The sequence below is a fragment of the Ralstonia sp. VS2407 genome, from assembly GCF_052950655.1.
The window spans coordinates 63,642-84,579 of sequence record NZ_JBRFVG010000011.1; the positions used below are offsets into that span (position 1 = coordinate 63,642).

Annotated in this window: 24 protein-coding genes; 5 read left to right on the plus strand and 19 right to left on the minus strand. The window is 63.9% G+C overall.

Annotated features, from left to right (window positions below; translation table 11 throughout):
* Positions 1-20 precede the first annotated feature (20 nt).
* The gene (locus ACU8YE_RS17990) at positions 21-1,163 is read right to left on the minus strand and encodes an ABC transporter substrate-binding protein (RefSeq protein ID WP_232041153.1); all 1,143 of its coding nucleotides are present in this window, start codon (positions 1,161-1,163) and stop codon (positions 21-23) included.
* Between the two features lie 120 nt (positions 1,164-1,283).
* Here ACU8YE_RS17990 and ACU8YE_RS17995 point away from each other — a divergent pair, with 120 nt between their 5' ends.
* The 5 genes from ACU8YE_RS17995 (at position 1,284) to ACU8YE_RS18015 (ending at position 7,717) form a co-directional block, all read left to right on the plus strand.
* A complete protein-coding gene (locus tag ACU8YE_RS17995; protein WP_232041154.1) occupies positions 1,284-1,985 on the plus strand; it encodes a response regulator in 702 nt (233 codons plus the stop codon).
* The gene (locus tag ACU8YE_RS18000) at positions 1,982-3,511 is read left to right on the plus strand and encodes a sensor histidine kinase N-terminal domain-containing protein (RefSeq protein WP_433865448.1); all 1,530 of its coding nucleotides are present in this window, start codon (positions 1,982-1,984) and stop codon (positions 3,509-3,511) included. Before ACU8YE_RS17995 ends, ACU8YE_RS18000 begins: the two co-directional genes overlap by 4 nt.
* 122 nt (positions 3,512-3,633) lie before the next feature.
* Positions 3,634-4,740: an ABC transporter substrate-binding protein gene (locus tag ACU8YE_RS18005; RefSeq protein WP_232041156.1), complete on the plus strand. Its 1,107-nt coding sequence runs from the start codon at positions 3,634-3,636 to the stop codon at positions 4,738-4,740.
* 87 nt (positions 4,741-4,827) lie between these two features.
* Positions 4,828-6,639 carry an ABC transporter permease subunit gene (locus ACU8YE_RS18010; RefSeq protein WP_440840274.1) on the plus strand — a complete coding sequence of 604 codons (1,812 nt, stop codon included), beginning with the start codon at positions 4,828-4,830 and terminating at the stop codon, positions 6,637-6,639.
* Positions 6,632-7,717 (plus strand): ABC transporter ATP-binding protein, encoded by a 1,086-nt coding sequence (locus ACU8YE_RS18015; protein WP_252694997.1) that lies wholly within the window; start codon positions 6,632-6,634, stop codon positions 7,715-7,717. Before ACU8YE_RS18010 ends, ACU8YE_RS18015 begins: the two co-directional genes overlap by 8 nt.
* A gap of 88 nt (positions 7,718-7,805) precedes the next feature.
* On the opposite strand, the gene tatC is transcribed toward ACU8YE_RS18015, so the two are convergent.
* From tatC to ACU8YE_RS18105, 18 genes are all read right to left on the minus strand, one after another.
* Entirely contained in the window at positions 7,806-8,609 is an 804-nt protein-coding gene (gene tatC / locus ACU8YE_RS18020; RefSeq protein ID WP_260804105.1) for a twin-arginine translocase subunit TatC, read from the minus strand.
* A gap of 61 nt (positions 8,610-8,670) precedes the next feature.
* The gene (tatB, locus tag ACU8YE_RS18025) at positions 8,671-9,183 is read right to left on the minus strand and encodes a Sec-independent protein translocase protein TatB (protein ID WP_446929294.1); all 513 of its coding nucleotides are present in this window, start codon (positions 9,181-9,183) and stop codon (positions 8,671-8,673) included.
* A 20-nt stretch (positions 9,184-9,203) separates the two neighbouring features.
* On the minus strand, positions 9,204-9,455 hold the full coding sequence (gene tatA / locus ACU8YE_RS18030; protein WP_232041160.1) for a Sec-independent protein translocase subunit TatA: 252 nt from the start codon (positions 9,453-9,455) through the stop codon (positions 9,204-9,206).
* A gap of 62 nt (positions 9,456-9,517) precedes the next feature.
* Positions 9,518-9,892: a DUF4870 family protein gene (locus ACU8YE_RS18035; RefSeq protein WP_102067507.1), complete on the minus strand. Its 375-nt coding sequence runs from the start codon at positions 9,890-9,892 to the stop codon at positions 9,518-9,520.
* A gap of 31 nt (positions 9,893-9,923) precedes the next feature.
* Positions 9,924-10,298: a phosphoribosyl-ATP diphosphatase gene (locus tag ACU8YE_RS18040; protein ID WP_232041161.1), complete on the minus strand. Its 375-nt coding sequence runs from the start codon at positions 10,296-10,298 to the stop codon at positions 9,924-9,926.
* Positions 10,291-10,713, minus strand: coding sequence for a phosphoribosyl-AMP cyclohydrolase (hisI, locus tag ACU8YE_RS18045; RefSeq protein WP_232041162.1), 423 nt, complete (start codon positions 10,711-10,713; stop codon positions 10,291-10,293). The genes ACU8YE_RS18040 and hisI overlap by 8 nt, the downstream gene beginning before the upstream one ends.
* Complete coding sequence (hisF, locus tag ACU8YE_RS18050; protein ID WP_232041163.1) at positions 10,710-11,486, minus strand: imidazole glycerol phosphate synthase subunit HisF; 777 nt, start codon at positions 11,484-11,486, stop codon at positions 10,710-10,712. Before hisF ends, hisI begins: the two co-directional genes overlap by 4 nt.
* 47 nt (positions 11,487-11,533) lie before the next feature.
* The gene (gene hisA / locus ACU8YE_RS18055; protein WP_004634607.1) at positions 11,534-12,277 is read right to left on the minus strand and encodes a 1-(5-phosphoribosyl)-5-[(5-phosphoribosylamino)methylideneamino]imidazole-4-carboxamide isomerase; all 744 of its coding nucleotides are present in this window, start codon (positions 12,275-12,277) and stop codon (positions 11,534-11,536) included.
* Positions 12,278-12,353: 76 nt separating this feature from the next.
* Positions 12,354-13,007: an imidazole glycerol phosphate synthase subunit HisH gene (hisH, locus tag ACU8YE_RS18060; protein ID WP_440819017.1), complete on the minus strand. Its 654-nt coding sequence runs from the start codon at positions 13,005-13,007 to the stop codon at positions 12,354-12,356.
* 8 nt (positions 13,008-13,015) lie between these two features.
* Positions 13,016-13,639, minus strand: a complete 624-nt coding sequence (locus tag ACU8YE_RS18065) for a MarC family protein (protein ID WP_004634603.1) — start codon at positions 13,637-13,639, stop codon at positions 13,016-13,018.
* Positions 13,640-13,694: 55 nt separating this feature from the next.
* On the minus strand, positions 13,695-14,285 hold the full coding sequence (hisB, locus tag ACU8YE_RS18070; protein ID WP_414561151.1) for an imidazoleglycerol-phosphate dehydratase HisB: 591 nt from the start codon (positions 14,283-14,285) through the stop codon (positions 13,695-13,697).
* Complete coding sequence (hisC, locus tag ACU8YE_RS18075; protein WP_446929295.1) at positions 14,282-15,406, minus strand: histidinol-phosphate transaminase; 1,125 nt, start codon at positions 15,404-15,406, stop codon at positions 14,282-14,284. The genes hisB and hisC overlap by 4 nt, the downstream gene beginning before the upstream one ends.
* A 16-nt stretch (positions 15,407-15,422) precedes the next feature.
* Positions 15,423-16,751: a histidinol dehydrogenase gene (hisD, locus tag ACU8YE_RS18080; protein WP_446929296.1), complete on the minus strand. Its 1,329-nt coding sequence runs from the start codon at positions 16,749-16,751 to the stop codon at positions 15,423-15,425.
* Complete coding sequence (gene hisG / locus ACU8YE_RS18085) at positions 16,748-17,437, minus strand: ATP phosphoribosyltransferase (protein ID WP_009241938.1); 690 nt, start codon at positions 17,435-17,437, stop codon at positions 16,748-16,750. Before hisG ends, hisD begins: the two co-directional genes overlap by 4 nt.
* 19 nt (positions 17,438-17,456) lie before the next feature.
* Positions 17,457-18,722, minus strand: coding sequence for a UDP-N-acetylglucosamine 1-carboxyvinyltransferase (gene murA / locus ACU8YE_RS18090; RefSeq protein WP_260804101.1), 1,266 nt, complete (start codon positions 18,720-18,722; stop codon positions 17,457-17,459).
* Between the two features lie 98 nt (positions 18,723-18,820).
* A complete protein-coding gene (locus ACU8YE_RS18095) occupies positions 18,821-19,057 on the minus strand; it encodes a BolA family protein (protein ID WP_024542178.1) in 237 nt (78 codons plus the stop codon).
* Positions 19,058-19,116: 59 nt separating this feature from the next.
* A complete protein-coding gene (locus ACU8YE_RS18100) occupies positions 19,117-19,905 on the minus strand; it encodes an ABC transporter permease (protein WP_232041168.1) in 789 nt (262 codons plus the stop codon).
* The gene (locus ACU8YE_RS18105) at positions 19,902-20,867 is read right to left on the minus strand and encodes an ABC transporter ATP-binding protein (RefSeq protein ID WP_232041169.1); all 966 of its coding nucleotides are present in this window, start codon (positions 20,865-20,867) and stop codon (positions 19,902-19,904) included. The genes ACU8YE_RS18100 and ACU8YE_RS18105 overlap by 4 nt, the downstream gene beginning before the upstream one ends.
* Between the last annotated feature and the right edge of the window lie 71 nt (positions 20,868-20,938).

Genomic DNA, 20,938 nt, shown 5'->3' on the forward strand with positions numbered 1-20,938 from the left:
AGTGGTCTTTTATTCTCTTTTTATCGACCGAGTGCGGCGTGCCATCGCTTTAGGAAATCGGCACGGCGGAGTTGATCTTGATGGGCGAGTAAACCCGGGCCGACGGGGATGGGCCGGTGCGTATTTCCAAGTTCGGCGAGCAGGCGCTTGGCCGTGAGGCCGGTCTCAACGTCCTGGCGCAGCGAAAACAGGAATGCGCGATCCGCCATCACGCTCTGGCCATCGCGCGAGAGCATGAAGTCGAGCCACAGGCGCGCGGCATTCGGGCGGGCAGCGCGCCGCGCGATGAAGGCGACACGCGTGGCCACCAGGGTGTAGTCGGTCGGCATCTTGATGGCGAGGGCCGGATTGCGATCGACGTAGCGCGCGGCGTATGAGCCGATCACGTTGTAGGCGAGCAGGCTTTCGCCGGAGGCGACGCGCTCCAGCATCGCGGCCGTCGTGATGTACAAGTTGACGTTGACGCCACCCAATGCCTTGGCAACATCCCAGAATACCGGCGTGGTGCGCGCGTCTTCGGCGGCAAAGAGGAAGGCCGAGCCGGAGTGCTCGATGTCGTACGAGGCGACGCGGCCGCGCAGCAAGTCACGATGGCCATTCAGAATGCGGGCGAAGTCGGCGTGGGTGGAAGGAATCAACTCCGCCGGCAGCTGTCGCGTGTTGTAGACGAAGACGACCGGCTCGTAGCTCGTGCCGTACGCCTCGTTCTTCCAGATGGCCCACGACGGCAGGTACGGCCTTTCGGGCGATGCGTAAGAGAGTGCGTGGCCGTCGTTCACCAGCTTGAACTGCTCGGGCATGGCCGAACTCCAGACCACATCGGCGCCCGGCGATTTGGCAGCGAATTCAGCGAGAAATCGGCGGTAAATGTCGTCGCTGTTTTGCTCGCGGTAGTCGACGGTGATGCCCGGGTAGCGCGTTTCGAAGGCGCGGATCAGCGGGTACGCGGCGGAGAAATCTGTCGTGGAATACACCGTGACACGGCCTTCGCGGCGCGCGGCGTCGATCATCGCGCCGTAATCGCGCGGGTAATACGACGGCAGCTCCGGCGCCGGGCGGGCCAGCCACTGCGCCTGCGCCCCACGCGCGACGACGCCGCTTGCAGCCAGCAATGCGGCGGTCTGACAAAGCCAGCGGCGACGGGAATTGAGGATGGACGACATGCCTGTTGAAGCGCAACTGTGCTGCGCATCAGGTGGACGGTGTGATCGGCGATGTGGCCGAGATCAGGGCGCCACGCATTATCATGAAAAAGTAGCCAGAACGATATTGAGAGACACCCGATGCGGATTTTGCTGGTGGAGGATGAGGAAGAATTGGCCGCATGGCTGGCGCGCGCGCTGGCGCAAAGCGGCTTCGTGATCGAGCGCGCCGCGGATGGCGTCATCGCGGAGGCGTTCCTCGGCTCGGGAGAATTTGATGCGGTGGTGCTGGACCTGCGCTTGCCGCGCAAGGATGGCTTTGCCGTGTTGGCCGACATGCGCGCGCGCGACGACCGCACGCCGGTATTGATCCTCACCGCGCAGGGCGCGCTGGATGAGCGCGTGCGCGGCCTCAATGCCGGCGCTGATGATTTCCTCACCAAGCCGTTTGCGTTGTCCGAGCTGGAGGCGCGGTTGATGGCGCTCATCCGCCGCAGCCGCGGCCGGGCGTTCCCACGTCTGCGTTGCGGGCCGCTGGAGTTCGACACCGGACGCAAGGCGTTTCTGCTGTCAGGCGAGCCGCTATCGCTCACGCCGCGCGAGCACGCCGCGCTGTCGGCGCTGCTGCACAAGACCGGCCAGCCGATCAGCAAAGTGCATTTGTTCGACAAGGTCTTCAATCTGGACAGCGATTCCAGCCCCGACGCGGTGGAAGTGGTCGTGCACCGCCTGCGCAAGAAGCTGGCGGGCACGGGCGTGCAGATCGTCACCGTCCGCGGGCTGGGCTACCTGCTCGAAACCGGCAATGGTGAAGCGCCCGCCGCCGGCGATAGCAGCGCATGATGCAGCGGCTCACTTGGCTTCGGCTGCCGCGCAGCCTGAAACTCACGCTGCTCTGGTTGCTGCTGCCGGGGCTGGTGGGTGTGCTGGCCATCGACATCGTCTCGGCGTACCAAGCGCTGCGTAGCGCGACCGATCGCGCATACGACCGCGCCCTGCTCGGCTCGGTACGCGCCATCGAGAACGGCGTGACGATCGAGCGCGGGCAGGTGCAGGTCAACGTGCCGTATGTGGCGCTGTCAATGTTCGAATCGACCGCACAGAGCAATGTCTATTACCGCGTCGCTTTCGAGCCCTTACCCGGTAAGGCACCTGAAGCCGCGCTGACCGGGTACGACGATCTGCCGCTGCCCGTCACGCGACTGGAAAATGACACCCCGCTCTTCTACGACGCGATGTACCACGACGAGCCCGTGCGCGTGGCCGCCGTGGCCAAGCCGCTCTACCAGCCGGGGCTGCCGGCGCGCATCGTCATTCAGGTGGCGGAAACCATCGAGACGCGGCGCGCGCTGCAACAGGCGGTGTGGCACGGTACGCTGCTGCGCGACGCGGCGCTGGTGGCGGTAAGCGCCGCGCTGTTGTGGCTCGGCGTGACCGTTGCGCTGCGCCCGCTCAATCGCCTGGCACGCAGCATCGGCGTGCGGGCGTCAGATGACCTGCGTCCGCTCGACGCCACGGATGTGCCCGCCGAAGTGCGGCCGCTGGTCGACGCGATCAATCACCACATTCATCGCTACGCCGAACTTGCAGAGGCGCAAAGCCAGTTCCTTGCCGATGCGTCCCACCAGTTGCGCACGCCGCTGGCCGTGCTGCTCACGCAAGCCGAATACGCGCTGCGCGAAACCGACCCGGCGCGCGTGCGCGAAAGCCTGTCCGCGATCATCGCGCGCCTGCAGTCGACGAACCGGCTGACCACGCAATTGCTCGCCCTCGCCCGCGCACGACATGCGGGACAGGATGCGCCGGCCGAAACCTTCGATCTTGGTGAATTGGCACGCGACGTGGTGGTCGATGCACTGCCGCTGGCGCGCGAAAAACAGCAGGACCTCGGGTGGGACGACGGCGGCCTCGTCATGGCGCTGCCCGTCATTGGCTATCCGGCCTTCCTGCGCGAAGCGCTCTCCAACCTCGTGCACAACGCCATCCGCTACACGCCGGCCGGCGGACGCATCACTGTACGAGCCATGGCCGAAGGCGATGCCGCACTGGTCTGCGTGGACGACACCGGGCCCGGCATGAACGCCGACGAGCGCGCGCACGCCTTCCAGCGCTTTCGCCGAGCGCACGAAGGTGGAAGTCGCTCGGGTAAACCCAAAGCGGCGCCCAAAGATGCTCGCTATGCCGCCGAAGGTTCCGGCCTCGGTCTGGCCATCGCGCGGGCCTATGCTGCGCGTAGCGGCGGACACATCGAGCTGGCCGACGGCGAGCCGAATGAGCACGGCGGCGTCGGTTTGTCGGCGCGGATTCGCGTGCCGCTGGCGACTGCGGCCTTCCCCTCTGAACATGCTGCGATGCAGCAGCCGCAATGAAAGCGTGGCGAAAGCGCGCGATTTCTATAATCCGCCGCACCTGGGGCCATCCGTCCGAGCTACGAGCAACAAGCCATAAGTAGCCGGCCCCACGCCATCACAAGCAAACAGGAGACAAACTCATGCTTCGTGGACGCTTTACGCCTGCGCACGCCGCTCTCGCTTCGATTGCAGCAGCCGCACTGACCCTCAGCGCCGCCGCCTTCGCGCAAGTTCCGGCCGGCTACCCCGCCAGCTACGCCGACACCATCGCCGCCGCCAAGAAGGAAGGCAAGGTGGTGGTCTATGCGACGACCGACACCAAGGCTGCAGATCCGCTGATCAAGGATTTCGAGTCGCTCTACCCGGGTGTGAAGGTCGAGTACAACGACATGAACAGCAGCGAGCTGTACAACCGCTTCATCAGCGAGCAGGCTGCCGGTGGCGCCTCGGCCGACATGATGTGGAACTCGTCGATGGACTCGCAGCTCAAGCTCGCGCAGACCTACGCGATGAAGTACGACTCGCCCGAAGTGCCGAACCTGCCGAAGTGGGCCGTCCACAAGGGCATCGCATACGGCACGACGTATGAGCCGGCCGTGTTCCTGTACAACAAGCGCCTGATCAAGGATTCGGAAGTGCCGCAAACGCACGCCGATTTCGCCAAGCTGGTCGCCAGCCAGCCAGAGCGCTTCAAGAACAAGGTCACGACCTACGACATCGAGAAGTCGGCCGTGGGCTTCATGATGGCAGCGCAAGACAATCTGGATTCGCCGCAGTACTTCGACTTCGTCAAGGCAGTGGGCCCGAACCTGGTGCTGCAGTCCTCCACCGGCACGATGATGGAACGTGTGGCCTCGGGTGAAAACCTGGTGGCGTACAACATCCTCGGTTCGTACGCGATTGCACGCGCCAAGAAGGATCCATCGATCGGCATCGTCTATCCGAAGGACTACACGCTGGTGGTGTCGCGCGTGGCGATGATCGCCAAGAAGGCGAAGAACCCGAACGCGGCCAAGCTGTGGCTGGACTACATCCTGTCCAAGCGCGGCCAGGAAATCCTCGCCAACAAGTCGGATCTGCACTCGCTGCGTGAAGACGTGACGGGCGAAGCCACCGCCGCCGGCCTGAAGAAGATTCTCGGCAACAGCATCAAGCCGATTCCCGTTGACGAATCGATCCTGGCGTTCCTGGAACCCAAGAAGCGCCTGGACTTCATCAAGCAATGGCGCACCGCCGCCGGCCGTTGATCTGATCCGCTGATCATCGGCACCTCTCTCATCTGACCGACCCGCCGGCGCCATCCGTACCTGGCGCCGGTTCCTCCTGGAGGCACCATGCGTTCTCTAGCGCAAGACCGTGCCGCCGCTCGCCAAGTCACCCTCAAGCGCTCGCCCTGGACGCGTGTGGGACAGGCTTTGCCGCGCGGCGTGGTCATTCTGCTTACCGCGCTGGCGATTTTCACGCCGCTGGCGCTGATCTTCTACCAGAGCTTTCTGTCTGCGCCGTTCTTCATGCCCGACGCGCTGGCGGGGCTGGATGCGTATCGCTTCATCTTTACGGATTCCGATTTCTGGCAGGCCTTTGAGAAATCCACCGCGCTCGCTTTCGGCCTGGCGGTGATCTCGGTGCCGCTTGGCGGCATCCTGGCGTTCCTGATGGTGCGCTCGGACTTGCCCGGCCGCCGCGTTCTCGAACCGCTGCTGATGATTCCGGTGTTCGTCTCGCCGATGGTGCTGGCGTTCGGCTACGTGGTGTCCGCCGGCCCGGTGGGTTTCTACACCGTGTGGTTCAAGAGCCTGTTTGGCGGTGCGCCCTGGAACGTGTATTCGTTCACGAGCATCATCATCATTGCCGGCCTGACGCACGTGCCGCACGTGTATCTGTATGTCTCGTCGGCGCTGCGCAGCCTCGGTTCGGACGTGGAAGAAGCCGCGCGTATCGCGGGCGCATCGCCGCTGTCGGTGGCGCTCAACGTGAGCCTGCCGATGGTGCGCCCTGCCTTGCTGTACGCAGCCGTGCTGGTGACGTTCCTGGGCTTCGAGGTGTTCGGCCTCGTGCTCGTGCTAGGCGATCCGGAAGGTCACCTGGTGCTGGCAACGTATCTGTACAAGCTGACGAACAAGCTCGGCACGCCGGCATATCACCTGATGGCCGCCGTGGCGGTCTGCCTCGTGATGGTGACGTTCCCGCTGGTGCTGCTGCAACGCTACATGCTGAAGTCGGCCAACCGCTTTGTCACCGTCAAAGGCAAGGTCACGCGCAGCCGTCCGCTGCCGCTGGGCAGCTGGCGCTGGCCGGCATGGGCAGTGGTGGTGCTGTGGTTCTTCGTGACGGTGGTGGTGCCGCTCTCGGGTATCGCGCTGCGCGCCTTCGTGTCGAACTGGGGTGAAGGCGTGTCGCTGGCCGAGGCGTTCTCGACCACGGCATTCCAGCAGATCTTCGAGCAGCCGCAGTTCCTGCGGGCGATGGTGAACACGGTGCTGATCGGCGTGATCGGCGGCGCGCTGGCGGTGGGCTGCTACACATGTATCGGTCTGGCCATGCACCGGAAGCCGGATGGCTGGACGCGCTTCCTCGATTACAGCGTGCTGGTGCCTCGTGCCATTCCCGGTCTGCTGGCTGGCCTGGCCTTCCTGTGGGTGTTCCTGTTCGTACCGAACTGGATCGAGACCGGCCTGACCGACAGCGGCTTGCCGTTTGCCAACTGGATCATCGAAAACGTCGTGCCGAGCCTGCGCGACCTGCGCAGCACGATCTTCAGCGTGTGGATCGCCTACACGGTGGTGTGGCTGGCCTATGGCCTGCGCTTGATCTCTGCCGCGCTGCTGCAAGTCGGTCCGGAGCTGGAAGAAGCCGCACGCTCGGTAGGCGCCACCCGCGCCCGCACCACGCGCGATGTGACCGTGCCGCTCACGCGCTACGGCCTGCTCGGTGCTTGGCTGCTGATCTTCCTGATTTTCGAGCGCGAGTACTCGACCGGTGTGTATTTGCTGTCGCCGGGCACCGAGACGATCGGCTCGATGCTGGTTTCCCTGTGGGCGGGCGGCGCCATCGATATCGTTGCCGCACTGTCCTTCGTCAATATCGTGCTGGTGGCCGTCGGCCTCGGCATCGCACTGCGTTTCGGAGTGAAGCTCCATGATTGAACTCACTGTCAACGACCTGCACCTGCAATACGGTAACAACCCGGTTCTCAAGGGTGTCTCGATGCAGCTGCAGAAGGGCGAGGTCGTCTCGCTGCTGGGCCCATCTGGTTCGGGCAAGACCACGCTGCTGCGTGCTGTCGCCGGCCTCGAACAGGCCAGCCAGGGCACCGTCAAGATCGGCGATCGGGTCATGTTCGACGGCGCCAAGAAGCTCGACGTGCCGGCCGAAGGGCGCAACCTGGGCCTGGTGTTCCAGTCCTACGCCTTGTGGCCGCACAAGACCGTGGCCGAGAACGTCGCCTACCCGCTCAAGCTGCGCAAGACGCCTGCCGCGCAGATCAAGGAACGCGTGCAGGCGGTGCTGCAGCAACTGGGCCTCGGCCATCTGGGCGAGCGTTTCCCGAGCCAGCTCTCCGGTGGCCAGCAGCAGCGCGTGGCCATCGCCCGTGCGCTGGTCTACAACCCGCCCGTGATCCTGCTCGATGAGCCGCTCTCGAACCTCGACGCCAAACTGCGCGAAGAAGCCCGCGCCTTCCTACGCGAGCTGATCGTCCGCCTGGGTCTTTCGGCCCTCATGGTCACGCACGACCAGAGCGAAGCCATGGCCATGTCCGACCGCATCCTGCTGCTGAACAACGGCGTGATCGAACAGCAAGGCACGCCCGAGCAGATGTACGGCGCGCCCGAAACGCTCTTCACCGCCGAGTTCATGGGCAGCAACAACCGCATCAACGGCAAGATCGCCGAAGTGCGTGACGGCATGGCCCGCCTGGTGGACGAGACCGGCGGCTGGTCGCTGTGGGGTGTTGCGCGCGGGGATTTGAAGCCGGGTGCCTCAGCGCACGGAGTGATCCGCCTCGAGCAGGTGCGCGTGGGTGTCGACAACGCCGATAACACCATCCACCTGCCGCTCGCTACGCGCATGTATCTGGGCGACCGCTGGGAATGCCTGTTCCGCGCCACCGACGACAGCGGCGCAACGGGCACAGGCCTGCGCGCCTACTCCGCCAGCGCCCCGAGCGACGGCAAGTACGCACTGACCTTCCCGCGCGAACAGTTCTGGCTGTACGCTGCCTGAAGCAACAGCAGCAACTGCAGATTTATCGGCAACAAAAAAAGGCAGCTTCGGCTGCCTTTTTTCTTTGGCTGACGCTGGGGTCGGCCTGTCAGTCCTTCACCACCGGCAAGTGCTCGGGATTGTTCTCCGCAGCCGTGGCCTGACGCAGGAAAATTGCCGCCAAGATCAGCCCCAGCTCGTACAGCAACCACAGCGGCACAGCCAACAGTAGCTGCGACATCACGTCCGGGGGCGTCACCACCGCGGCAATCACGAACGCCCCCACCACCACGTATGGCCGCGCCTGCCGCAGCTTATCCAGGCTCACGATGCCAAAGCGCACAAGCACCATCACGACCACCGGCACCTCGAAGGTGATGCCGAAGGCAAGGAACGTGGTCATGGCGAAACTCAAGTACTTGTCGATGTCGGTGGACATCTCGGCACCCAGCGGCGCATTGTAGTGCGCCATCACCTTGAACACCGTCGGGAACACCAGGAAATACGCAAACGCCACACCGCACAGGAATAGCACGTAGGTGCTTATCACCAGCGGCATGATCATCCGCTTCTCGTGCGTATACAGCCCTGGCGCCACAAAGCGCCAGATTTGGTACAGCACCCAAGGCAGAGCAATCAGGAAGGCGGCCAGCAGCGTCACCTTCATCGGCACGAAGAACGAGCCGGTGACGTCAGTCACGATCATGTGACCGTTCTTGGGCAACGCCTGGATCAGCGGCCGCGAGAACAGGTTGAAGATATCCGGCGCCCAGTAGACCAGGCCCAGAAAGACCAGCAGCACGCCTGCACCTGCCTTGACGATGCGCTCGCGCAACTCGACCAAGTGCGAAATGAAGGTTTCCTGCGCGCCGTCCTCGGGCGACTCTTGCGGATCGAGCGGAGCGGCACTCATGTCGGATGGGAGAGAGGGAAGTCAGGACGCGGCACCGCAGACACGGCACGCGCCCGAAAGATCATTCGAAGAAGGAGCGCGCACGCGACTGTGCTGCAACGATGGGCGGACGATGACGCTTGACGCGTGCCGCACCCGATTGGGCCCACATGCGCACGCCCTGCTTCTGGCGGTACCACTTGGGCATCGAAAGTTGCTTGTTGCGCCAGCTGTTGCGGCCATTGCGCGACTTGCCCGGTGCCGGGCGCCAGTCTGGAGCGGAGGTTGCCGTGTGCGGAGGATCACCAAGCGCCTCGTTCAGGCGTTCGTTGATTTCGGTCGTGTGCTTGCTGACCTCCTGGTGGATGGTCTGCTCGACATTGCGCGCGGCCTGCTCGAAGTCGGTGCGCATCTTGCGCAACTCCTCAAGCTCGATTTCGCGACTGACCTCGGCCTTCACGTCGGCGATGTAGCGCTGCGCGCGGCCAAGCAAGGCGCCAGCGGTGCGCGCCACCTTGGGCAGACGCTCCGGCCCGATAACGACGAGCGCCACCATGCCAATCAGCGCCAGCTTGGAAATGCCGAGATCAATCATCGGTCAGCGCGCGTCGGTGCTCAACCTTGCTTGGACTTGTCGCGCGCTTCGACGTCGATCGTCGTCGAATCGTGCAGCTCGCGCGGCGGCTGGCCGGCGGTCTGTTGCGGCGAGCCTGCTGGCTTGTCTTCCTGACCTTCGCGCATGCCGTCCTTGAAGCCCTTCACGGCGCTGCCCAGATCCGAACCGATGTTGCGCAGCTTCTTCGTGCCGAACACCATCATGATGATGACCAGCACGATCAGCCAATGCCAAATGCTAAAGGAACCCATGTCCTACTCCCACGTAAATACGGCTGGTGGCGTCGCAACGGTGGCGACGCCATTGGTTGATTTTACGGATTTGCGTACATCGGCTTGCTGTCGTTCAGATACAGCCAACCTTTCACAATACGATACAGCATCCAGATGCCCAGAGCCCACAGGACGGCAAAGCCGATGAAGGCCACGGGAATGAGCAGCACGCCGATCACACCCCACAGTACGCACCACCAGAACGAACGGATCTGCCAACGAAAGTGCGACTCATACAGCGTGCCGCGCACATCGTCGCGCTTAACATACCCGACGATGATGGCAATCAATGCAGTGATACCGCCGGTCAGCCAAAAAATGGCGTAGAGCGCATACAGGATATGCGTCAGACGACGCAGCCCCGCCAGGCGCTCCGCGTCATCCGTCACCACCACTGCTGCTCCGTATTTGTCCACGCTGCCTCCCTGCGACGATTCGCCACCGTAGTCAGTCACCCGCCGCGTCGCGCGCCTGCGACTTGCGCAGCGCCTTTTCTTCCAGGCCGGAAAGCCCTTCGCGGCGCGCCAGTTCGTTCACCACGTCATCTGGCGTGAGGTCGAAATGCGACAGCAGCACCATCGTGTGAAACCAGAGGTCCGCCACTTCGTAGACCACCTTGCTGCGCGCCTCGTCGGTCATGCCTGCGGCGCGGGCATCCTTGGCGGCCATGACCGTCTCGGTGGCCTCTTCGCCGATCTTCTTGAGGATGGCATCGTCGCCCTTGTTGAACAGACGGGCGATGTAGCTCTTTTCCGGGTCGCCACCATTGGCAAGCTTGCGGGATTCGAGCACCTCGCCCAGGCGGCGCAGGGTGTCACTCATGATTGTGGCCGGGCTTGCCGGCGTAGATGTCGTCAGGGTCCTTCAGCACCGGCTCGACGGTGTGCCAATCGCCGTCTTCCACATTGCCTTCGAACTTCTGGAAAAAGCACGCGTGGCGCCCAGTATGGCAGGCGATGCCGCCGATTTGTGTGACGCGGAGCAAGACTACGTCTTCATCGCAGTCGAGGCGGATTTCGTGCACCTTCTGGATATGGCCGGACTCCTCGCCCTTGTGCCACAAGCGCTTGCGCGAGCGCGACCAGAACACGGCCTCGCCGGATTCCACGGTTTTCTGCAGTGCCTCCCGGTTCATGAAGGCAAACATCAGAACGTCATTGCTGCCCTGTTCCTGCACGATCACAGGCACCAGGCCGTTGTCGTCCCAGTGGACCTTGTTCAGCCACTTCTTGCTCATAGTCCGATCCGTACTGGAATGCCATGCTCGGCCATGAATTGCTTGGCCTGGCCGACGGTGTATTCCCCGTAATGGAAGATGCTCGCGGCCAGCACCGCATCGGCGTGACCTTGCTGGATGCCGTCTGCCAGATGCTGCAGGTTGCCCACGCCGCCCGAGGCGATGACCGGCACCGGCACGGCGTCCGACACGGCGCGCGTGAGTTCCAGATCGAAGCCAGCCTTGGTGCCGTCCCGATCCATGCTGGTAAGCAGGATTTCGCCGGCGCCACGCTGCGCCATTTCACGTGCCCATGCCACCGCGTCCAGGCCCGTGCCCTTGCGGCCACCGTGCGTGAAAACTTCCCAGCGCGGAGCCTCGCCTTCAGCCGACACCTTCTTGGCGTCGATGGCCACGACAATGCATTGCGCGCCGTGGCGGGCGCTGGCGTCAGAAACCAGTTGCGGATTCGCCACCGCCGACGAGTTCATGCTGATCTTGTCCGCCCCCGCATTGAGCAGCCGGCGCACATCTTCCAGCGCGCGCACACCGCCGCCCACCGTCAGCGGAATGAACACCTGCGAAGCCACCGCTTCGATGATGCCGAGCATCAGGTCACGCCCGTCCGACGTGGCCGTGATGTCGAGGAAGGTGATTTCGTCGGCGCCCTGTTCGTCATAGCGGCGTGCGATTTCGACGGGGTCGCCGGCGTCGCGCAATTCGACGAAATTGACGCCCTTGACCACCCGGCCGTTGGTCACGTCCAGGCAGGGGATGATTCGTTTGGCTAGCATGATGAGTCGGGCGCCGGAGCGCCCGTTGTGCACGGCTGGATCAACAATCAGGCCGCGCCGAGTTTGTCCGCAAGGGCTTGCGCTTCCTTGAAGTTCAGGTCGCCGGAATAGATCGCGCGACCACAGATCACGCCCTCCACGCCATGCTCTTCGACCGCGCACAGGTGGTCGATGTCCTTCAGGTTCGACAGGCCGCCACTGGCAATGACGGGAATCTTCACCGACTGTGCCAACTTGACGGTGGCATCGATGTTGATGCCTTGCAGCATGCCGTCGCGGCCGATATCCGTGTAGATGATGCCTTCGACGCCGTAGTCTTCGTACTTCTTGGCGAGGTCAACGACTTCGTGGCCGGAGAGCTTGCTCCAGCCGTCGGTCGCCACCTTACCGTCCTTGGCATCGAGCCCGACGATGATGTGACCGCCGAACGCCGTGCATGCGTCCCGCAGAAAACCCGGGTCCTTGACCGCCGCCGTGCCGATGATTACGTACGACAAGCCATCGTCGAGCCAGCGCTCGATGGTGCCCAGATCGCGGATGCCGCCGCCGAGTTGCACGGGAATCTCATCGCCCACCTCGGCGAGGATGGCCTTTACAGCCGCCTCGTTACGCGGCTTGCCCGCGAAAGCGCCATTCAGATCGACAAGGTGCAAGCGGCGCGCACCCTGCTCGACCCAATGCCGCGCCATGGCTGCAGGGTCTTCCGAGAATACGGTGGCTTGATCCATATCGCCTTGTTTGAGGCGCACACACTGACCGTCCTTCAGGTCGATGGCCGGGATGAGCAACATAAGCGTGACGACAGAGTTGAGGGGAAAAGATTAAAAAGGGCGAAAAATGGATTCGATTGCGACGCCACGGCGGGCGTCACGGATTCCAGTGCACAAAGTTCCGGTAGATCTGCAGGCCGGCTTGCGCACTTTTTTCCGGGTGAAACTGTGTTGCAAAAATATTATCCCGGGCGATGGCGGAGGTAAACCGCACGCCGTATTCGGTCTCTCCGACCGATTCGTCGGCGTTGGCAGGCCGGGCGTAGTAGCTGTGCACGAAATAGAAGTAGCTCTGATCCGCCACACCTTCCCAGAGGGCGTGGGCCCGACTCTGGTGCACGCGGTTCCAGCCCATCTGAGGCACTTTGTACCGTGAGCCGTCCGGCTGCAACTGGCCGTCCAGGTCAAAGCGGACCACATCGCCTTTGATGAGGCCCAACCCCTCGGTGAACTGCTGGCCCGGGCGCGCCTCGGTGCTGCGCTCGAGCAGCATCTGCTCACCCACGCACACGCCAAGCATCGGCTTGCTGCGCGATGCCTCCAGCACAGCGTCGCGCAGGCCCGACTGGTCGAACGCGGCCATGCAATCGGGCATGGCGCCCTGCCCCGGCAGCACCACGCGGTCGGCCGAACGAATTTCATCCGCTTGCGCACTGATGCGCACATCGGCCTCTGGAGCAACGGCCATCAGGGCTTGCGCTACCGAGCGCAGATTGCCCATGCCGTAATCGACGATTGCGATCTTAGTCATGACTTAACTTAGGCCCTCAGTACGGGCAACAGGGTTTTCAGCCCATCAACAATGAATTCCACGGCCAGCGCCGCCAGGATCAAGCCCATCAACCGCGTACCGACATTGATGCCGGTGCGACCGATCACGCGGGCGATCGGCTCGGCCGCGCGCAACACGATCCAGACCACAACTGCGATCGCAACACCGACCCCTGCCAGGAGAAACAGGTCCCACCAATGCTTGGTCTTGCCGGCATAGACGATGACCGTGCTGATTGAGCCCGGGCCCGTGAGCAGCGGAATCGCCAGCGGCACAACGGCAATGCTGGCCTTGGCGCCGGCCTCGTCCTCTTCTTCGGGCGTGGCCTTGGTGCGGCTGGTCTGCGCATTGAGCATGTTCAGCGCGATCATGATCATGATGATCCCGCCGCCAACCTGGAGCGAGCCAACCGAGAACCCGAAAAAGCTGATGATCTGCTCGCCGAGCAACGCCGACAGGCCGATCACGATCGCCACCGAAATCGACGCGACCTTGATGGTGCGGCGCTTCTCTTCGTCTGTCTGGCTCTCGGTCAGGCTGATGAAGAACGGGATCGCCCCGATCGGGTTGATCAGGGCGAGCAGCGAGAAAAAGCTTTTTGTCAGATCCATCGGATCGGCGGCCGGTTTGGGAGTCGGGTAGGCGCGGCCAGGCCGACGCAGTGATTTACAGTGCGCCCTTGGTCGACGGAATCGTGCCGGCAGCGCGCGGGTCGATCTCGACCGCCATGCGCAGCGCACGGCCGAAGGCCTTGAACACGGTTTCGATCTGGTGGTGCGCGTTGACGCCGCGCAGGTTGTCGATATGCAGCGTCACGCCGGCATGGTTGACGAACCCGCGGAAGAATTCGATGGACAGGTCCACGTCAAAGTTGCCGACGCGTGCGCGCGTGAACGGCACGTGGAACTCCAGGCCCGGACGGCCGGAGAAGTCGATGACCACCCGCGACAGCGCTTCGTCCAGCGGCACATAGCTGTGGCCGTAGCGCACGATGCCCTTCTTGTCGCCGATGGCTTTGGTGACGGCTTGGCCCAGCGTGATGCCGACGTCTTCCACGGTGTGGTGGTCGTCGATATGGGTGTCGCCGGTGGCCGAAACGTCCAGGTCGACCATGCCGTGACGGGCGATCTGGTCGAGCATGTGGTCGAGGAAGGGGACGCCGGTGTTCAGCGTCTGCTTGCCCGTGCCGTCCAAATCAAGGGCGACGCGGATCTGCGTTTCAGAGGTGTTGCGAGTGACCTCGGCACGGCGGCTCATGGGGCTTCCTGCATCGATGCGGCAAAGGCATCGATAAATTGCGCGTTTTCTTCGGGATTGCTGACCGTCACGCGCAGACAGTTGGTCAACAACGGGTGCATTTTACTGACGTTTTTAATCAGAATCCGCCGATTGAGCAGGCGCTCGAACAAAGCGGCGGCATTCGGCACGCGCAGCAGGATGAAATTTGCCGCGCTCGGGAAGACCGTCACGCCGGGCTGGGCCGACAGTGCATCGATCAGTTTGGTGCGCTCGGTGCGCAGGGTCGCTGCCTGGGCATCCAGCACGTCCACGTGTTCAAGCATGAACTGGGCGGTGGCCTCGGTCAGCACATTCACGTTGTACGGCGGGCGCACCTTGTCCAACTCGGCGATCCACTTCGGGTGGCCTGCCACGTAGCCGAGGCGGATACCGGCCAGGCCCAGCTTCGAGACGGTGCGCATCACCAGAAGGTGATCGAAATCGCGCAGGCGCGGCATCCAGCTGTGCTGCGCGAACGGCTGGTAGGCCTCGTCGACCACCACCAGGCTCTGGCACACCGGGCCGCGAGCCGCGCGGATGATCGCGTCCATGTCGGCCGCGTCGAACAGGTTACCGGTCGGGTTGTTCGGATACGCCAGGTAGATGACGGCAGGCTGGTGCTCGGTCATGGCGGCCAGCATGGCTTCACGGTCGAGCGTCAGGTCTGCCTTGAGCGGTACGCCAACAAAGTTCAGGCCCAGCAGCTGCGCCGACATCGCGTACATCACGAAGCCCGGCACCGGCGCCAGCACGGTCGCGCCCGGCTTGGCCGCCGCAATGGCGATCAGGCTGATGATCTCGTCCGAACCGTTGCCCAGCAGCACCTCGGCGCCGGCCGGCACGTGCATCACCTGCTTGAGCTGTGCCCTGAGCGCATCGGCAGTCGGCACCGGGTAGCGATTGAGTGCGACTTCGGCCAGGCGCTTGCCCAATGCGTCGCGCAGCATTGCCGGCAGCGGATACGGGTTCTCCATCGCGTCCAGCTTGACCATGCCAGTCGCGTCGGGCACGTGGTACGCACCCATGGCGCGAACGTCGTCGCGCACGATGCGGGCGAGCAGGTCATCCAGAGAAGCTTGGGCCGGAGCGGTGGCGGTCATCGTCGTGCGGCGGGTGTTATTCGGAGGTCGGGCGTTGCAGGCGATATTCGGCGCTGCGGGCATGCGCCTGCAGGCCTTCGCCGTAGGCCAGCTCGGCCGCAATCTCGCCCAGCATCTGCGCCCCGGCTTCGCTCACCTCGATCAGGCTGGAACGCTTGATGAAGTCGTACACGCCGAGCGGCGACGAGAAGCGTGCCGTGCGCGACGTCGGCAGCACGTGGTTCGGGCCCGCGCAGTAATCGCCCAGCGATTCGCTGGTGTACTTGCCGAGAAAGATCGCACCGGCGTGGCGGATGCGCTCAGCCCACTGGCGCGGGTTCTCTGCCGAAATCTCCAGATGCTCGGGCGCGATGTCGTTGGCGATGTCGCACGCCTCTTCCATGTCGCGCACCTTGACGAGCGCGCCACGGCCCGACAGCGACTCGGCAATCACGCTGCGGCGCGGCATGTCTTCAAGCTGGCGGTTGATGCTGGCTTCCACCTGCGCGATGAACTCGGCGTTCGGACACAGCAGGATCGACTGGGCCAGCTCGTCGTGCTCGGCTTGCGAAAACAAGTCCATCGCCACCCAGTCCGGATCGGTCGTGCCATCGCAGATGACGAGGATTTCCGACGGACCGGCAATCATGTCGATACCAACCGTGCCGAACACGCGACGCTTGGCAGCGGCCACATAGGCGTTGCCGGGGCCGACGATCTTGTCGACGGCCGGGACGGTGTCCGTGCCATAAGCCAGCGCACCTACGGCCTGCGCGCCGCCGATGGTGAACACGCGGTCCACGCCGGCGATGCAAGCCGCAGCCAGCACCAAGTCATTGCGCACGCCGCCGGGCGTGGGCACCACCATGATGATTTCCTTGACGCCGGCCACGCGCGCCGGAATCGCGTTCATCAACACCGATGACGGATACGCCGCCTTGCCGCCCGGCACGTAAATGCCCACGCGGTCGAGCGGCGTCACCTTCTGGCCAAGCACCGTGCCGTCAGCTTCGGCGTATTCCCAGCTGTGCGTGCCGCACTCGATCTTCTGCTTCTCGTGATACGCACGTACGCGGGCGGCAGCGGCTTCAAGTGCCGCGCGGCGCTTGGGCTCCAGGCCATCGAGCGCGGCTTGCAGGGTGGCCGGCGACAGTTCCAGCGCGGCCACGCTGTCGGCTTCGATGCGGTCGAAGCGGCGCGTGGCTTCCAGCACGGCGGCATCGCCGCGCGCCTTCACGTCGGCCAGGATCTGCGCGGCGGCGCGGTCAATGGCTTCGTCTTCGCTCGCTTCAAAAGCAAGCACCTGGCGCAGTTGCGCCGCGAATCCGGCTTCAGCCGAATCCAGCTTACGGATGGTCAGGCTCATGCGGCTTCCCCAACGCGCGCGTCCGTCGCAGAGGCGCGCTCGAAAGCGTCGAGGATGGGCGCCAGCCGGTCGCGCTTGAGTTTCAGCGCAGCCTGGTTGACGACGAGTCGGGACGAGATCTGCACGATCTCTTCCACCTCGACGAGGTTGTTCGCGCGCAGCGTGCCGCCCGTGCTGACCAGGTCGACGATGGCGTCAGCCAGGCCCACCAGCGGGCCCAGCTCCATCGAGCCATACAGCTTGATCAGGTCGACGTGCACGCCCTTCTTGGCGAAGTGCTCGCGCGCGGTATTCAGATACTTCGTCGCCACCGACAGGCGCGCACCCTGGCGCACCGCGTTGGCGTAATCGAAGCCCTTGGGCACCGCCACCGACATGCGGCAGCGGGCAATGTTCAAATCGATGGGCGCATACAGGCCCGCCATGCCGTGCTCCATCAGCACGTCGCGGCCGGCCACGCCGAAGTCCGCCGCGCCGTATTGCACGTAGGTCGGCACGTCGGAAGCGCGCACGATGATCACGCGCAACGCCGGGTCAGAGGTCGGCAGAATCAGCTTGCGCGAGGTTTCCGGATCTTCGGTCACCTCGATGCCGGCAGCCTTCAGCAACGGCAGCGTCTCTTCAAAGATGCGCCCTTTGGACAGCGCCAGCGTGAGCTGGTTGGAGGCGGACTGGAATGCGTTCATGGCCGGCGGGTTCCTTACCTTACGCTTGAATGCGGCGGATCTTGGCGCCGACAGCGGACAGCTTGTCTTCAATGCGGTCGTAGCCGCGATCAAGGTGATAGATGCGGTCGACCAGCGTCTCGCCCTGCGCGATCAAACCGGCAATGACGAGGCTGGCCGAGGCCCGCAGGTCGGTTGCCATGACGGTCGCGCCCGACAATTGCTCGACGCCCGTCACCACGGCCGTCTTGCCGTCGATGACGATATTGGCGCCCAGGCGGTTCAGTTCCTGCACGTGCATGAAGCGGTTTTCGAAGATGGTCTCCGTTACCGTGGCAGAGCCTTCGGCAATGGCGTTGAGCATCATGAACTGCGCCTGCATGTCGGTCGGGAACGCCGGGTATTCCGACGTGCGGAAGCTCACGGCCTTGGGGCGGCCCGTCATCTGCACACGGATCCAGTCGTCGCCCGTGGTGAGCGTCACGCCGGCTTCGCGCAGCTTGTCGAGCACGGCATCCAAAATGCCAGGCGGCACGCCGCGCAGCGTCACGTCGCCGCCGGCCGCAGCCACGGCGCACAGGAACGTGCCAGCTTCAATGCGATCGGCAATCACCGTGTGCGCGGCGCCGTGCAACGCTTCCACGCCCTGGATCACCAGACGGTCGGTGCCAATGCCTTCGATGCGCGCGCCCATCTTCACGAGCAGATTGGCGAGGTCGGTCACCTCGGGCTCGCGCGCGGCGTTTTCCAGCACGGTTTCGCCGTCGGCCAGTGCGGCGGCCATCAGCAGGTTTTCGGTGCCCGTCACCGTCACCATGTCGGTGACGATGCGCGCGCCGCGCAGACGCTTGGCCTCATCAGCAAGCTTGGCTTCGATGTAGCCATGTTCAATCACGATCTCGGCGCCCATCTGCTGCAGGCCCTTGATGTGCTGATCGACCGGACGCGCACCGATGCCGCAACCGCCCGGCAGCGACACACGCGCATGGCCGAAACGCGCCAGCAGCGGGCCCAGTACCAGGATCGACGCACGCATCGTCTTCACCAGGTCGTACGAAGCTTCCGGCGTGTGGATGGTCGCCGCGTCGAGCGTGAGGTTGTGACCGTCGAGCACGCCTTCCACGCCCATCTGGCGCAGCAGCTTGAGCATCGTGCGCACGTCCTGCAGGTTCGGCACGTTGCTCAGCGCCAGCGGCTCGGCCGTCAGCAGCGCGGCGCACATGATGGGCAGCGCGGCGTTCTTGGCGCCAGACACGCGGATTTCGCCCGACAACGGGCCATTGCCTTCGATCAGCAGTTTGTCCATGAGCGAGACGTCTCGTCGATCACTTTGGGAGGGGCGCTCGGCGAGCGCAAGGTCGGAATCGGTTGAAACGGTAACCGGGGTGGGATCAAGCTCGGCCATCAGGACTGCCACTCCGCCGGGGTGAGCGTCTTCATGGACAGCGCGTGGATTTCCGCGCGCATCCGCTCACCCAGCGCGGCATAGACGAGCTGGTGACGCTGGATCAACCGCTTGCCTTCAAATTGCGCGCTGACGATGGTGGCAAAAAAGTGTTGGCCGTCGCCCTCGACTTCGAGGTGCTCGCACGGCAGGCCAGTTTCGATGTACTGCTTGACTTGTTCGGGTGTGGGCAACATAGCCGTCCCTTCTCCTGCAAAACGTTAGGGTGAGCGTCGTTCGTTTTGTTATCGACGCATCAATGGCGCAGCTTGTAGCCCGTGCGCAGCATCTGCAGGGCCAATCCCCCCACCACGACCAACGCGATCAGCATCACGCCGAGGCTCGTCGTCACCGGCACATCGGACACGCCGAAGAAGCCGTAGCGGAAGCCGTCGATCATGTAGAAGAACGGATTGGCGTGGGACACCGCCTGCCAGAACGGCGGCAGTGAATGAATCGAATAGAACACACCCGCCAGGAAGGTGGCCGGCACGATCAGAAAGTTCTGGAACGCCGCAAGCTGATCGAACTTTTCAGCCCAGATACCGGCAATCAGCCCCAGCGTGCCGAGCACGCTGGCGCCCAGCACAGCAAACACGATGATCCACAGCGGCTGCGCGAAGTGCAGATGCGCAAACAAGGTCGTCACGACCAGCACGCCCGTACCCACCGCCAGACCGCGAATGACGGACGCGCACACGTACGCACCGAACATCTCCCAGTGCGACAGGGGCGGCAGCATGATGAACACTAGGTTGCCGGTGATCTTGGACTGGATGAGCGACGAAGAGCTGTTCGCAAAGGCGTTCTGCAGCACGCTCATCATCACCAGACCAGGCACCAGGAAAGCGGTGTAGCTCAACTGGTCGAACACCTTGACGCGGTCTTCCAGCACGTGCCCGAAGATCAGGAGATACAGCAGCGCGGTCAGCACCGGCGCGGCCACGGTCTGGAAGCTCACCTTCCAGAAGCGCAGCACTTCCTTGTACAGCAGCGTGCGGAAACCGACCCAGCGGCCCGGCAAGCTCTCGGGAATGGCGTTCATGCAGCGGGCTCCAGCGCAGAATCGGGAATGGCGGGCGTCTGAGGCCCCACGGGCAAGCCACCTTCGCGGCGCATGATCTGCACGAACACGTCTTCCAGATCCGCCTTGGCGACTTCCATGTCGTCGATCTCACAGCCGGCGAGGCGGCACGTGGCGAGAATCTGTTCGACCTCGCCATAGCCCGACAAGCGCAGGCGCACGCCACGCTCGCCGTGGTTGCCCGGCAAGCGCAGGCCTTCCAGCGACGCGGGCAGCGCTCCCTTCGAAAAGCTCAGCACCAGTTGCAGCCCGGCAAATTGCGACAGCAGATTCGCCGTGCGATCGAGCGCCACCACTTCGCCAAACTTGAGCATGGCGATGCGGTCGCACAGGGATTCGGCTTCTTCCAGGTAATGCGTGGTCAGCACGACGGTATGGCCTTCGCGATTCAGGCGCGAGATGAATTTCCACAGCGTCTGGCGCAACTCGACGTCCACGCCGGCGGTCGGTTCGTCCAGCACGATCACGGGAGGGCGGTGTACCAGCGCCTGCGCAACAAGCACGCGGCGCTTCATGCCGCCCGAGAGCGCGCGCATGTTGGCGTCCGCCTTGTTGGTGAGGTCCAGGTTGGCCATGACCTCATCGATCCAGTCGTCGTTCTTGGTCAGGCCGAAGTAGCCCGACTGCAGGCGGAGCGTTTCGCGCACCGTGAAGAACGGATCGAACACCAGTTCCTGCGGCACCACGCCGAGCTTGCGGCGGGCCATGCGGTAGTCGGTGACAACGTCGTGACCAAGCACGCGCACGTGGCCGGAATCGGCACGATTCAGGCCAGCGAGGATGGAGATCAGCGTGGTCTTGCCCGCGCCGTTGGGGCCCAGCAGGCCGAAAAACTCGCCCTGCTCGACAGACAGGCTCACGCCCTTTAGCGCTTGCAACGACTTGTAGCGCTTGCGGACGTCAGCGATTTCGATGGCTTTCATGGCCGACAAAGTGAACTACTCTGCGCATATCGAGGCCGTGGATCGACACGATCATGACGGCCGCGGATGCC